At 64.6% G+C, this 13566-nt stretch carries 13 protein-coding genes; 8 read left to right on the plus strand and 5 right to left on the minus strand.

Annotated elements, in window-relative coordinates:
* The first annotated feature begins 201 nt into the window (after positions 1 to 201).
* The 4 genes from cysS (at position 202) to J1C49_RS03285 (ending at position 4961) form a co-directional block, all read left to right on the plus strand.
* The gene (cysS, locus tag J1C49_RS03270; RefSeq protein WP_227444368.1) at positions 202 to 1653 is read left to right on the plus strand and encodes a cysteine--tRNA ligase; all 1452 of its coding nucleotides are present in this window, start codon (positions 202 to 204) and stop codon (positions 1651 to 1653) included.
* Positions 1654 to 1768: 115 nt separating this feature from the next.
* Positions 1769 to 3403, plus strand: a complete 1635-nt coding sequence (gene cimA, locus J1C49_RS03275; RefSeq protein WP_227444369.1) for a citramalate synthase — start codon at positions 1769 to 1771, stop codon at positions 3401 to 3403.
* Complete coding sequence (locus J1C49_RS03280) at positions 3403 to 4125, plus strand: trans-aconitate 2-methyltransferase (protein ID WP_227444370.1); 723 nt, start codon at positions 3403 to 3405, stop codon at positions 4123 to 4125. Before cimA ends, J1C49_RS03280 begins: the two co-directional genes overlap by 1 nt.
* Entirely contained in the window at positions 4122 to 4961 is an 840-nt protein-coding gene (locus J1C49_RS03285) for a squalene/phytoene synthase family protein (protein WP_227444371.1), read from the plus strand. Before J1C49_RS03280 ends, J1C49_RS03285 begins: the two co-directional genes overlap by 4 nt.
* A gap of 40 nt (positions 4962 to 5001) precedes the next feature.
* On the opposite strand, the gene J1C49_RS03290 is transcribed toward J1C49_RS03285, so the two are convergent.
* Entirely contained in the window at positions 5002 to 6300 is a 1299-nt protein-coding gene (locus J1C49_RS03290) for an MFS transporter (RefSeq protein WP_227444372.1), read from the minus strand.
* A 231-nt stretch (positions 6301 to 6531) separates the two neighbouring features.
* Between J1C49_RS03290 and J1C49_RS03295 the strand changes: the two genes are divergently transcribed.
* The 4 genes from J1C49_RS03295 to J1C49_RS03310 all read left to right on the plus strand — a co-directional run bounded on the left by J1C49_RS03295 (position 6532) and on the right by J1C49_RS03310 (position 9355).
* Positions 6532 to 7221 (plus strand): precorrin-6A/cobalt-precorrin-6A reductase, encoded by a 690-nt coding sequence (locus J1C49_RS03295; protein ID WP_227444373.1) that lies wholly within the window; start codon positions 6532 to 6534, stop codon positions 7219 to 7221.
* Positions 7206 to 7847, plus strand: a complete 642-nt coding sequence (locus J1C49_RS03300) for a DNA-3-methyladenine glycosylase (protein WP_227444374.1) — start codon at positions 7206 to 7208, stop codon at positions 7845 to 7847. The genes J1C49_RS03295 and J1C49_RS03300 overlap by 16 nt, the downstream gene beginning before the upstream one ends.
* Positions 7844 to 8509, plus strand: a complete 666-nt coding sequence (locus tag J1C49_RS03305; protein ID WP_227444375.1) for an alpha/beta hydrolase — start codon at positions 7844 to 7846, stop codon at positions 8507 to 8509. Before J1C49_RS03300 ends, J1C49_RS03305 begins: the two co-directional genes overlap by 4 nt.
* A 261-nt stretch (positions 8510 to 8770) precedes the next feature.
* Entirely contained in the window at positions 8771 to 9355 is a 585-nt protein-coding gene (locus J1C49_RS03310; protein WP_227444408.1) for an HNH endonuclease, read from the plus strand.
* 692 nt (positions 9356 to 10047) lie between these two features.
* Here the strand turns inward: J1C49_RS03310 and J1C49_RS03315 are convergent.
* The 4 genes from J1C49_RS03315 to J1C49_RS03330 all read right to left on the minus strand — a co-directional run bounded on the left by J1C49_RS03315 (position 10048) and on the right by J1C49_RS03330 (position 13422).
* The gene (locus J1C49_RS03315) at positions 10048 to 10575 is read right to left on the minus strand and encodes a polymer-forming cytoskeletal protein (RefSeq protein ID WP_227444376.1); all 528 of its coding nucleotides are present in this window, start codon (positions 10573 to 10575) and stop codon (positions 10048 to 10050) included.
* On the minus strand, positions 10565 to 11881 hold the full coding sequence (locus J1C49_RS03320; RefSeq protein WP_227444377.1) for a M23 family metallopeptidase: 1317 nt from the start codon (positions 11879 to 11881) through the stop codon (positions 10565 to 10567). Before J1C49_RS03320 ends, J1C49_RS03315 begins: the two co-directional genes overlap by 11 nt.
* A gap of 173 nt (positions 11882 to 12054) precedes the next feature.
* Positions 12055 to 12879 carry a ferritin-like domain-containing protein gene (locus tag J1C49_RS03325; protein WP_227444378.1) on the minus strand — a complete coding sequence of 275 codons (825 nt, stop codon included), beginning with the start codon at positions 12877 to 12879 and terminating at the stop codon, positions 12055 to 12057.
* 93 nt (positions 12880 to 12972) lie between these two features.
* Positions 12973 to 13422 (minus strand): peroxiredoxin, encoded by a 450-nt coding sequence (locus tag J1C49_RS03330; protein WP_227444379.1) that lies wholly within the window; start codon positions 13420 to 13422, stop codon positions 12973 to 12975.
* Between the last annotated feature and the right edge of the window lie 144 nt (positions 13423 to 13566).

Consider the following 13566-nt stretch of genomic DNA (forward strand, 5'->3'; position numbering starts at 1 on the left):
GCCGCTGCACAAGCCCGGTTTGCATGACGCGCCGGATCTGCTAGAGCTTTTGGCATGAGACCGAGACACACGACGATTTGCTGTATTCCCTGCTGAACCGGGTCGGACCGCTCCGACCCTGATCTGGCGGGTGGTCATCTCATGTTTCCAAACCGAGACGAAGTTGCTACTCCCGCCGCGTTGCCATTCTGAGGACCGGCCATGGATATCGCGCTTACCAACAGTCTGACCCGCCGCAAGGAGGCCTTTGCGCCCATCGACCCGGAGAGCATCCGGCTCTATCTCTGCGGGCCGACCGTTTACGATCGCGCGCATCTCGGCAATGCCCGGCCGGTTCTGGTGTTCGATGTTCTGGTGCGGTTGCTCCGCCATGTCTTTGGAGCGGACCATGTCACCTATGTGCGCAATTTCACCGATGTCGATGACAAGATCAACGCAACCGCCCTGCAGCGGCAACAGGCCGGTGCGCCCGGCACGCTGGAAGCGTTGGTGCGGGAGCGTTCGGACGAAACCATCGCATGGTATCGCGCGGATATGGCTGCACTCGGCGCCCTGACGCCCGATCACGAACCGCGCGCGACCGAATATATCGCACAGATGGTCACGATGATCGAAACGCTGGTCGCCGACGGGTTTGCCTATGCCAAGGAGGGGCATGTGCTTTTCCGCGTGCGGGAATTCTCGCGCTATGGCGCGCTGTCCGGGCGGTCCGTCGATGACATGATCGCGGGCGCGCGGGTCGAGGTTGCTCCGTTCAAGGAAGACCCGATGGATTTTGTGCTCTGGAAGCCGTCGGACGACGCGTTGCCGGGATGGGAGAGCCCTTGGGGCCGGGGGCGCCCCGGCTGGCATATCGAATGCTCCGCAATGGCCAAGGCCCTGCTCGGTCCGGAGTTCGATATTCATGGCGGTGGCAACGACTTGATGTTCCCGCATCATGAAAACGAGATTGCCCAGAGTTGCTGCGCCAATGGCACGCAAGCCATGGCACGGGTCTGGCTGCACAACGAGATGCTTCAGGTCGAGGGCAAGAAGATGTCCAAGTCGCTGGGCAATTTCTTTACCGTGCGCGACCTGCTGGATCAGGGGATACCGGGCGAAGTGATCCGTTTCGTTATGCTGTCGACGCATTACCGCAAGCCGATGGACTGGACCGCCGAAAAGGCGCGCGACGCGCAAGCCACGCTCACGCGGTGGAAAGCGCTCACATCGGCGATCCCGGGCGATGCCGCAAGCACGGTTGCAGGCGAACCCGTGCCACAACCGATCCTTGCGGCACTGGCCAATGACCTCAACACTCACCTTGCCTTTGCCGAGATGCAGAAGCTCGCAAAGCCCGCGCGCCATGACGAGCGGGCGAAAGTGCAATTGGCACGCGCCATGGCGTTCATGGGGTTCGACTGGCAAACACCGTGGGAGCCGGCGCAAGGCCAGACACCGGATGGCTCCGCAGGTTCCGCGGATCTGGCAAGGTTCGAGACCGCGTTGGCCGAGGCGCGCGATCTGGCGATGCGGACCAAGGATTTCTCGTGTGTTGACCGGCTCAAGACAGCGCTTGTGGCCGCAGGGGTCGAGGTTCGCATGTCGAAAGAGGGTGTTGAGTTGGTCCCCGGTCCCGATTTCGACGCGCAGGCTTTGGAGGCGTTGCGATGAACGACATATGTGGCACGCTGGGGGCGCTGCCCCCAGACCCCCGGGATATTTCAGGCCCAAAGAAGCTCAAAAGCGCGCCGCAAGTCGCGACCCTTGGCGGTGATCGGAGGCCAGAATGACCGACCGGCTTTATCTTTACGACACCACGCTGCGTGACGGTCAACAGACACAGGGCGTTCAATTCTCGACCGCCGAAAAGCTGCGCGTTGCCGAGGCTCTCGACGCGCTGGGGGTCGATTATATCGAAGGCGGTTGGCCCGGCGCCAACCCCACGGACAGCGCGTTTTTCGAAGCGGTCGGCCCGCTTGGTGCGCGTTTGACCGCGTTTGGCATGACCAAGCGCTCGGGCTATTCGGCGGCCAATGATGATGTGCTTGCGGCGGTGATGAACGCGGGCACCGGCGCGGTTTGCCTTGTGGGAAAGAGCCATGATTACCATGTCACCCGCGCACTCGGTATAACGCTTGACGAAAACCGCGACAACATTGCGGCCTCCATCGCGCATCTCACCGCCGCCGGGCGTGAAGCGCTGTTTGATGCCGAGCATTATTTTGACGGGTTCCGAGCCAATCCGGATTATGCCGTGTCCTGTTTGCGCGCCGCGCTCGATGCCGGCGCGCGCTGGGCCGTGCTCTGTGACACCAATGGTGGCACGCTGCCTTCGGAGATTGGCCGGATCGTGCGGGAGACCATCGCGGCAGGCATTCCCGGAGAGCGTCTGGGCATCCATACGCATAACGACACGGAAAACGCCGTCGCGGGGAGCCTTGCGGCCATCGAGGCCGGGGTCCGTCAGGTTCAGGGCACGCTGAACGGTCTGGGCGAACGCTGCGGCAATGCCAATCTCACGGCCCTGATCCCGACGCTGCTGCTCAAGGAGCCCTATGCGAGCCGGTTCGAAACCGGGGTGAGCCGCGATGCGCTCAGTCAGCTGACCCGGATCAGCCGCATGCTGGATGATATCCTGAACCGGGTGCCCATGCGGCAGTCGGCCTATGTCGGGGCCTCGGCCTTTGCGCATAAGGCGGGTCTCCATGCCTCCGCGATTCTCAAGGACCCGACAACCTATGAGCATGTGGACCCGGCGTCCGTCGGCAACACGCGGATCATTCCGATGTCCAATCAGGCTGGCCTGTCCAACCTGCGTCGGCGGCTGGCGGATGCCGGGGTATCGGTGTCGCGCGACGACCCTGCATTGCCGAGGATCCTCGCCCGCGTGAAAGCGCGTGAAGATGAAGGCTACAGCTACGACACCGCGCAGGCGAGTTTCGAGCTTCTGGCGCTGGATGCGCTGGGGCAGTTGCCGGACTTCTTCGAGGTGAAGCGCTACCGCGTGACCGTGGAGCGCCGCAAGAACAAGTATAACAAGATGGTCTCGCTCTCCGAGGCGGTGGTTGTGGTCAAGATCGGCGATGAAAAGACCCTTTCCGTGAGCGAGTCGATGGATGAAACCGGGGCTGACCGGGGCCCGGTGAACGCGCTGGCCAAGGCCTTGGCCAAGGATCTGGGCCCTTACCAGTCGATGATCGACGACATGCGCCTTGTGGATTTCAAGGTCCGCATCACCCAAGGCGGCACCGAGGCGGTCACCCGCGTCATCATCGACAGCGAAGACAAAGAGGGGCGGCGTTGGGCAACCGTCGGTGTGAGCGCGAATATCGTCGATGCGAGCTTTGAGGCCTTGCTGGATGCGGTCCGCTGGAAGCTTGTGCGCGACACCGCCCGCGCGCGGGAAGGCGCGCCGGTCTGATGGATTGGGAGGCGTTCTTTTGCCTGCATCGGGGGCTGGACCGGGAGGGTCCGGGCTTGCCCGAAGAGGCGGCGGAGGCGCTGCGCGGCGCGGGTGTGCCGCGTGACGGGGTGATTGCGGAGCTTGGCTGCGGCCCCGGGGCTGATCTCGATGCGCTGGCTGCGCTTGTGCCGGATGGCCGCGTGGTCGGGATAGAGGCCCATCCCGGATTTGTCGCCGAGGCACAGGCCCGGATCACCATGCCGAACGCGACGGTGGAGACCGGCGACATGGCAGAGATTGCCGCCCACGCAGATGCCCCGTTCGACGCGGTCTGGAGCGCTGGTGCGCTCTATTTCATGGGGCTTGAGACCGGCCCCTCCACCGTGGCCGGGGCGCTCAAACCGGGCGGGGTGCTGGCGTTTTCGGAGCCGTGCTTTTTCACCGAGACCCCGTCGCAAGCGGCGCGGGATTTCTGGGACGGCTACGAGACACGAACCGCGGAGGCCATCGCGAAGGCACTGAAGGTGGCGGGTTTCGACGTGCTGCGACAGACCCCGGTGAGCGAGGCGGCGTGGGAGGCCTATTTTCAACCGCTTGATGCGCGGATCGCGGCGTTGCGTCCCGATGCGGATCCCGCTCTGACAGCCGTTCTCGACGCGGCGGAGGCCGAGGCGCGGGCATGGCGCGCTCTGCGCCGGGAGACCGGCTACCTGATATCCGTGGCGCGGACACCCGCATGAGCGCGTTTGACGATCCCGATCTGCGTGCCTGCGCGGCGATTGTGCAAAAGGGTGACCCGGACCGCTTTGCAGCGACCATGGCCGCGCCGGTGCCCGCGCGCGTCGCGTTGTTTCCGCTCTATGCCTTCAACGTAGAGATCGCGCGCGCACCGTTTGCGAGCAAGGAGCCGATCATCGCTGAGATGCGCCTGCAATGGTGGGCCGATGCGCTGGACGAGATCGCCGCTGGCGGGATGGTGCGCCGGCATGAGGTCACGGTCCCTCTGGCGCAAGCGCTCGATCCCGGCACGGCGCGGCTTTTGCAACGGTCGGTGGATGCGCGGCGGCGCGATGCGCAGCGTTTGCGCCCGGAGACGGCCGGTGATCTGCAGGACTATCTCGACCGGACGGGCGGCACCTTGATGTGGGCCGCAGTCCGGGTTCTTGACGCAACGGTGCAGGCCTTGCCGGCAGAGCACGGCTTCGACGAGGCCACCGCGGCAGACGGGTTGCCTGCCAAGCGCCGGGCCAGAGCCGAGGCCGTGGGGGGCTTGTCTGCGCTGGCCAATTACCTATTGGCGGTGCCGGAGTTTCTGGCGCGCGGGATCAACCCGTTGCCGGAGATGAGCGTTTCGGAGATGAACGGGTTGATCGACACAGCCCTTGCGCGGGCGGATGCCGCGGAGGCGGCCTGTCGCGCCGGACGGCCGGACCGGATCGCGGAATTGGCAGCATGGCGCGCGCGCGGGGTTTTGCGCCGCGCCCGTGCCGATCATGCGGCGATCCCCGAAGGACGGCTTGACGAGGGGGAGTTCCGACGGCGGCTTGGCCTGACATGGCGCGGGCTGCGCGTCTGAGGCAGCCCCGCAAGCCGTGCTGGATCGATCAAGGTTGACCCTAGACGGTGGCGGGATCGTCCTTGGGTCGCATCGCCAGCCAAATCAGCGCACCGCCAGCCAGAACGAGGAACGGCGCCATGGCGAGGTTGACCGCCAGCCAGCCCTGTTCCGCCGTCCCGCCAGAGCAATTCATCAGCCCCCCGGAGGACAGCGAGGCAAAGGTCACGCCGCCGAACACCAGCAGGTCGTTCAACCCCTGCATCCGGCCGCGCTCATGCGGAGCATGGGCTTCGGTGAGCATCGCCGTTGCGCCGATGAAACCAAAATTCCAGCCCAGTCCAAGCAGGATCAGCGCGATGTAGAAATTCTCCAGCGTGACGCCGGAGAGCGCCACGGCCCCGGCGCCGGCCAGGATCAGGATGCCAAGGCCGACGATCTTTTCGACCCCGAACCGCGCGATCAGGTGCCCGGAGAAAAACGAGGGGGCAAACATCGCCAGAACGTGCAGCGTGACCACGTCGGCGGCGTATTTCACGAAAAGATCGGTCTGTTCCGCGATGCTCAACCCTTGGGTCGCATTGTCTGGCACCAGAGAGCCGCTCAACCCGCAGCCGACCACGGCCAGCGGCGTCGAGGTCATCACGAGGTTCATCAGCGCGTAAGACACCATGGCGCAGATCACCGCAACGGCGATGCGCGGTGTCTTGAGCAATTCCATCCGCGAGCGGCCCTTGGGCGCATCTTCGGAGGGCACCGGTGGCTTTGGAATATCGAGGAACAAGAACAGCATCGAGCCGATGATGTTGACCGCGATCACCGCCGCATAGGTGCCGAGGAAGGGCACGACATAGGCATCTGCCGTGAGCTTGACGATCTGCGGCCCGATGATGGCCGAGGCAAGCCCCCCCGCCATCACGTAGGAAATCGCCTTGGGGCGGAAGGCATCTGATGCGGTGTCGGCGGCCGCAAAGCGGTAAAAACCCTGCGCAGACATGTAGACCCCGGTCAGCAGCGATCCGAGCAGGAAGATCGGGAAGGAGGCCGTGTATAGCCCGTAGGCTCCCACGGCCCCGCCAAGCGCTCCGCCCATGGCGCCAACCATGAAGCCCGTGCGCCGGCCATAGCGTTGCATGATGGCGGAGATCGGTGTCGCGCTGAGCATGGACCCCAAGACGATCAACGAGATCGGCAAGGTTGCAAAGCACACATTGCTCGCAAGCGACTGCCCCGCGAGCCCGCCGATGGTGAAGATCATCGGCATCTGGGCGCCAAGAATCGCCTGCGCAAAGACCAGAACGGTCACGTTGCGCCGTGAGCGGCTGTCGGAAGCGGGCTGGGGGGCTGTCATGTCTGTCATGGCTCATCCGTAGGCGCGCGTCGCCGCAAGGGCAAGCGACGAATGCGCACATGCGAATGTGCGTTTGTGTTTGGCGCTTGGGCGGGTCGCGGGAGCTGCTGGGCGCCTGCCCGGATTGATCGGGTGACTGCGCGTGCGGGCGCCCTTTTGTCGCGGGGAGGGGCCGCATGGTTGCTCCGAACTTGTGCCGGGGTCTCTGGCCCTTGGCGCGGCTGCGCGGTAGGCAGGGGCATGGGTTCCATCCTGATCATAGCGGGCTCCGCCGAAGCCTTTGCACTGTCCCAATCGCTGCCGCAGGCATCGGTGCGGTTGGCCGCGCGGGAGCGGGTTGCGCGGGGCTGGGCGGTGCCGCCGCAACCGCTGAGGGACGCGGATTTCGAGGCGTGCCCCGATGCGGTGATCGAAGCGGCCCATCCGGTTGATACGCGAACCGCCGAGCGCGTTGCCGAGGCCTGTCGCCTGCGCGGGTTGCGCCATTGCCAGCTTGTCCGACCGCCGTGGCGGGCAACCCGGGCGGATCGTTGGCACAGGCTGCGCAGGCCGGAGGACGCCGCCGCCGTCATTCCAGAGGGCGCGCGGGTGCTGGCGACGCTTGGGCGCGCCGAACTGCCCCGGCTCAAGGCGCTGCGCGCACGGCTTTTTGTCCGGCGGCTGGGGATGGATCCCGACCATGATCCCATCGGGCGGGGGCAGGTGCTGCGCGGGCAGGGGCCTTTCAGCGTGGCAGAAGAGATTGCCCTGTTGCGCAGGCATCGGATCGACTGGATTCTGAGTTATAACGCGGGCGGACCGGGCGGCTGGCCAAAGCTGGCCGCCGCGCGGGCGCTTGGAATCGACGTGGCGCTGATCGACCGCCCGCGTCGTCCCGACGGACCGCGCGTGCGCACAATCAAGGAGGCGGTGCAATGGGTGACTGGCTGACGGGGCGGATCATTCAGGGCGAGGCCTGTATCGCAGAGGGCGCTGCGTGGCTGCGCCGGGCGGAACCGCGTTTTGCCCACGCGCTTGAGGCCACTGGCCCCTTGCCGTTGCGCCTGCGTCCGGACGGGTTTTCTCAGCTGCTACAGGCGATTGTCAGCCAGCAGGTTTCCGTGGCCTCGGCGCGTGCGATCTGGAGCAAGCTTGAGGCCGCAGGGATGACCGAGCCCGAACCGATCCTCGCCAGCAGCGACGAGGCACTGCGCGCGCTTGGCCTGAGCCGTCAGAAGGCGGCCTATGCCCGCGCGCTGGCCGAGGCGGAGATTGACTTTGTCGCTTTGCGGGACGCACCGACCGAGGCGGTGATCGCGCGGCTTGTCGCGGTCAAGGGCATCGGTGTCTGGACGGCGGAGATCTATGCCATGTTCTCGCTAGGGCGCGCGGATGTGTTCGCGCCGGGCGATCTGGCTTTGCAGGAAGCCGCGCGGGCGCTGTTCGAATTGCCGGAGCGCCCGAAGGAAAAAGCGTTGCGCGAGATGGCGCTGGCGTGGAGCCCGTGGAGATCGGTTGCGGCGCGCACGCTCTGGGCCTACTACCATGTGGCCAAAGACAGGGAGGGCATCCTTTGACGCGTGTTCTGAACACCGGGCGCAAGGCGCCGCAATCCGGCGAAACCCGCTCCTGCGTGGTTTTCCTGCATGGCTATGGCGCCAATGGCGCGGACCTTCTGGGGCTGGCCGATCCGCTGGGCGAGCACCTGCCCGATACCCTGTTCGTGGCACCCGATGCGCCCGAATCCTGTGCCGGTGCGCCGATGGGGTTCCAGTGGTTTCCGATCCCGTGGATCGACGGCTCGTCGGAAGAGGAGGCGCAGGCGGGGTTGATGCGTGCGGCGGACGATCTGAACGCGTTTCTCGACGCGCTGATGGTCGATGAGGATCTCCTGCCCGAGCAGGTGGCGCTTGTCGGCTTTTCGCAAGGCACGATGATAAGCCTGCATGTGGCGCCGCGCCGGGACGATGAAATCGCCGGGATCGTCGGGTTCTCGGGCCGTATCCTTGCGCCGGAACTTCTCGCCGATGAGGTTGTGACACGCCCGCCGGTGCTTTTGGTGCACGGAGATATGGACGACGTGGTGCCGCCGCAATCGCTGCCGGAGGCGGCAGAAGCCTTGCAGGGCGCGGGCTGGAAAGAAGTTTATGCCCATGTGATGAAGGGCACGGCACACGGGATTGCGCCCGACGGGCTGTCCGTGGCGCTGGCGTTTCTGCGCGACAAGTGCGGGTTCTAGCCCGCCGCGACCGATGCGTTCCTGCGCTCCGGTGCGGATAGGGCGCGCGCCTGCGCAACGGTGCCGGGCTTCTTGACCGGACAGCGCGCGGTGCCCGGCCTGTCATGGCTTCTTTACAAGCAGCCGTCATGGAAAGCTGCGACACAGTATCTTGCGGGGGTTGCCCCGTTCTAAACGCGAGATATAGTAGTTGCAGGCTGGGGCGGGGTGTCCCGCTCTGGTGCTCGCTTGTGGCAGACAGGGCGGAGGATGAGTCCGGCGATGGACGGCGATTTCAGAACAAATTTCACACGCGCCCCGGGCGCGCTTCGGCATTATCCGGCGCTTGTGCTGAATGCTGATTACAGACCGTTGAGCTACTATCCCCTGTCGCTCTGGTCCTGGCAGGATGCGGTCAAGGCGGCGTTCCTCGACAGGGTGGATATCGTGGCCGAATACGAAGAGGTGGTGCGCAGCCCCTCGATGACGCTCAAGATCCCCAGCGTCGTGGTGCTCAAGGATTTCGTGAAACCTCAAAAGCGCGTGGCCTTCACGCGCTTTAATCTTTTTTTGAGGGATGAATTCCGCTGCCAGTATTGTGGATCGCGGGGGGAATTGACCTTTGATCACGTGGTGCCGCGGGCGGCCGGTGGGCGCACCAGCTGGGAAAACGTGGTTGCAGCCTGTGCTCCGTGCAACCTGCGCAAAGGGTCCAAGAGCCTGCGGCAGGTCGGGTTTGCGCTGCGCAAGCCGCCGCGGCGACCGGGCGCGCAGGAGCTGCTCAATCTCGGACGCAAGTTCCCACCCAATCACCTGCACGAGTCGTGGATGGATTTCCTGTATTGGGATGCGGAGCTCGAAGCGTAAGCGGGCTTTTCGCACCTGCCGCATGAGGCGCCAATCACCCCGATTTGGGTCATGCACAACGCATGCACAGATCATGCACAAACCATGTGTATCGCAGGTGCAGCATCGGGAGCCCGCACCGCTCCGGGCTTGAGACCGTGGTTTCAGGCGGATGATGCCCCTCGGCATTGTCATTGCGGACGGCGGGACAGCCTGAGACGGCGCATCATGCCAGCGGTGGTTGGGTCTGGATCTGGGACGGTTCATTTGGTCCGCCGCGCAGAAGAACCGGTGGCACGCAGGGCGTCTTTCGGCGGCAATTATAGCACCGGTGGGTCGATCTGGATTTGGGGCGGAGTGTCTGGCACGCGGCGCGGCAGAACGGCCGGCGGGCAGGGCGTCTTGCGACGGCGGATCACTGCAGCAGTGTTTCGGTCTGGATTTGAGACGGTGTATCTGGTGCGCTGCGCGGAAGAACGAGCGGCGGGCAGGGTGTATCCGAGAGCGGGGCCAAGGCAATGACGGATTACGGTCCTGAGTGCGACGGGCGCGTTTTGGCGCTGAGCGCAATGCCTGAAGCCACACTGACACGGACCGTCAGGAACAAGAAAGGCGCCACAATCCTGTGACGCCTTTTTCGGAAGATGCGCGAGGTTCGCCCCCGGTGCCCGCCTGCGCCGCGATTGGCCCAAGGCCCGCGGCTGAACGGGATCTCAGCCCTTGGCCGGCTCCGGCGGTTTTGCCGGGGCAGCCGCCGCGGCGGCGGCACCAGCCTGCTGGCCGCGATTCTGCCGGTTGCCGGAGAGCGGGTCGTCCTGACGTTGCACGGAGCCTTCGAAATGCGCACCGCTCTCGATGGCGATTGTCTTGTGGATGATGTCGCCTTCAACGCGCGCTGTCGCGGTCAGACGGACCTTGAGACCACGGACACGGCCGACGATCCGGCCATTCACCACCACGTCATCGGCGGTCACTTCGCCCTTTATCGTGGCACTCTCACCGATGGTCAGGAGGTGGGCGCGGATGTCGCCCTCGACAGTGCCTTCGACCTGGATGTCGCCGGAAGTCTTGATATTCCCGGTGATGTGCAGATCATTGGACAGAACGGATGCCGGCGGCTTGGCCTTGGGCGCTGACGGCTTGAAGTCCGAACCGGGGCGGGGCATTTCGGGTGCCGCCGCTGCGGCGCCGCTGTCCTCGGTCTTGGCGCCGGGCTCATTGATCTTGCTTTTAGAAAACATCGTTCGCAGCCTTGATATAGATCATGGGGTTGACGGGTTGTCCGCCGACACGAACCTCGTAGTGCAAATGCGTGCCGGTTGACCGTCCTGTGTTCCCCATAGCAGCAATCCGATCCCCGCGCGAGACCCTTTGACCAACCTTGACATAGAGTTTCGAATTGTGGGCGTAGCGGGTTTCGATGCCGAATTCATGCTGGATCTTGACCAAGCGCCCGTAACCCGACTGCCAGCCTGCGAAAGTCACCACGCCATCGGCGGTGGAATAGATCGGCGTGCCGTGCGGTGCGGCAAAATCGGTGCCGGCATGAAGACGACCCCAGCGGCGACCAAAGCCCGATGTGAAGCGGAACGGATCCTTGAGCGGCGAGGCAAACGGCGCCTTCTGTGCGGCGATCCGGTACAGGTTCAGCCGGTCCATCTGGTTCAGGATGCGGTTGGCGCGGGCGGTATCTTCGGGGGCAACGTCCTGACCCATGGTCGAGAAGCTCAGCGGGGTGAGCGGGCCGCCCTGGCCGGAATAGCCCTTGCGGACCTGATTGAGGATGCGGTCGGGGTCCATGCCGGCTTTTTCGAACATGCGGTCGAGCGGCTTGACGGACACGGTCATGGCTTCTTCGAGCTGGCGGAAGATGCGGTCATTGGCATCTTCCATCTGTTCGATCTCGGCTTCCATCTCGGAGGCGCGGATCAGGGCCTGACGGGCATCGGCCACGACACGGTCCCGTTCCTCGGCGGTGCGGGCAAGGGCCGCGGACAGCAGGTTGAGTGTGCTGTCGGAGCCGGTCGCAGCACTTGCAACGGCCGTGTCGCCCCCTTCGATCCGGGTTTCGAGCGCGGCGAGGCGCGTTTCGACATCGGAGCGCTGTTTCATCGTGTCGCGCAGCGTGGCTTGGATCACGTCGATGCCGTTCTCCAGCTCGTTGCGACGGGTTTCGCTGTCGAGAAGCTCCGACTGCATCAGGGAGATCTGGCGCAGCGCGGCGTTGAAGCGCTCCTGGGCCGCGACGGCTTCCGCGGCGCGGCGGTCGCGTTCCTCCGAGAGCGCGTTCAGGCGCTGCTGGTAGGTGATTTGCTCGCGCACCGCCTGTTCGCGGTAGCTGCCTGCGCCGATGCTGTCCATCAGCAGGATCGCGGTTGCCACGATCGACCAGCCAATGACAGCGGACGCCCCGACAAAGGCAACAGCCTGAGTCTCCGGACGCAGCCGGATGAAGCGCGTGTCGGTTTCCGATCGGAGGAATAACCTGCGCTCAGGAAAGAAGCGCTCAAGAAGCGCATGTGTTTTTATCGCCAGACGTGTTCGCACCTGACCGTCCTCTTCGTGACCCGTCCCAATGTCGTCGACGCTCGGCTCCCCCACCGACGTCTTCGCTTCGGCTTATCGGTGCATTCACGATTTCGCAAGTTTCAATGGGCGATGATTCGGTCTGAACCGCGGGATGTTGCCGAAATGGCGAAAATCCGCTTATGCGAAACGTTTCAACGGGTTCCAGTGACCGGTGCATTGGCAAGGGGCCAGTAGAAGTCCGGCGGCAGGCCGGCCTCGGCGCGCTTCTCGTCGTTGAAGGGAGGCTTCAAGGCCCCTTTGAAATATTTCTGGACCAATGCGTGAAACGTGTCACGAGGGTCGTGTTCGTGGCGTCCGCAGAGGAAATGGAACCATTTCGAGCCATAGGCCACATGCCCGACCTCCTCGGCATAGATGGTCTCCAGCGCGGCAACGGCGCTGTCGGCCTGCGCACGGCGAAAGATCTCGATCATGCCCGGGGTCACGTCGAGCCCGCGCGCTTCGAGCACCATCGGCACCACCGCAAGGCGGCCCATGAAGTCGTCCACGGTGTCTTCGGCGGCGCGCCACATGCCCGCATGGGCCGGAAGCGCGCCGTAAAAGCTGCCCTGTTCCTCAAGGCAGTCGCACATCAGGTTGAAATGCTTGGACTCTTCATCGGCGGCCTTGACCCAGTCGTCATAGAAGCCCAGCGGCATGGGCACATGGGCAAAACGCGGGATGATGTCCCAGTGCAGATCCACCGCATTCAGTTCGATATGGGCCACCGCGTGCAGCAGGGCGATCCGGCCTGCGGGGCTGCCGGGCTTGCGCTTGGGCACGTCGCGCGGATCGAGAAGCGCGGGTGCATCGGGCCGGGCCGGGCGCATTGGCGGCTGCGCGGTGCCGATCTCGAGCGGTGCCCCGGCCTCGCGGGCCGCGAACCAGGTCGCCGCATGGGCGCGCGACAGGGCGGTTTTTGCCCGCCCGTCCGCGGTGGTCAGCACCTCCACTGCCATCTCGCTCAGCGTTGCCATTGTTGCCTCGCCATTGGTGCCTCGATTCCGGGGTTGGTCCGTGTGTGGAGCAGGAGCGGGAGCCGAATGGCCACCCCTCCCGCGCGCGGTATGTCAGAGTGTCTGCGCCGCTTCGAGCACCTCTTCGGCGTGACCGGGCACCTTCACCTTGCGCCAGGTCCGGGCGATCTTGCCCTCGGCGTCGATCAGGAAGGTGGCGCGCTCGATGCCCATATAGGTCTTCCCATACATCTTCTTTTCCACCCAGACGCCGAATTTCTCGCAGACATCGGAGTGCTCGTCCGACAGCAGCGGCACCGTGAGGCTCTTCTTGGCCATGAATTTCTCGTGGCTGGCGAGGCTGTCCTTCGAGATGCCGAAAACCTTGGTTCCGGCGGCGTCGAAAGCGTCCTGCAGCGCGGTGAAGGCTTCGTTTTCCTTGGTGCAGCCGGATGTGTCGTCGCGCGGATAGAAGAACAGGACCACCTTGTGGCCCTTGAGATCGGACAACGTCACGTCACCGGAGGTGCCGGGAAGGGTGAAATCGGGGGCCATATCGGACATGGGGCGTTTCTCCTTGCTGGTGATGCGCTATGCTGACCCATGTGGCCAAACGCAAGCGAAACCTAAAGCGAGAGTTCCGAGCGTCCAGTGACGGAGACAAATCCTTCGAAGATCCCGCCCGAGACCGGTGCGGCGCGCGATGCT

Origin of the sequence: Cognatishimia sp. F0-27, assembly GCF_020667845.1 — a bacterium.
Lineage (GTDB): Bacteria > Pseudomonadota > Alphaproteobacteria > Rhodobacterales > Rhodobacteraceae > JAFMPQ01.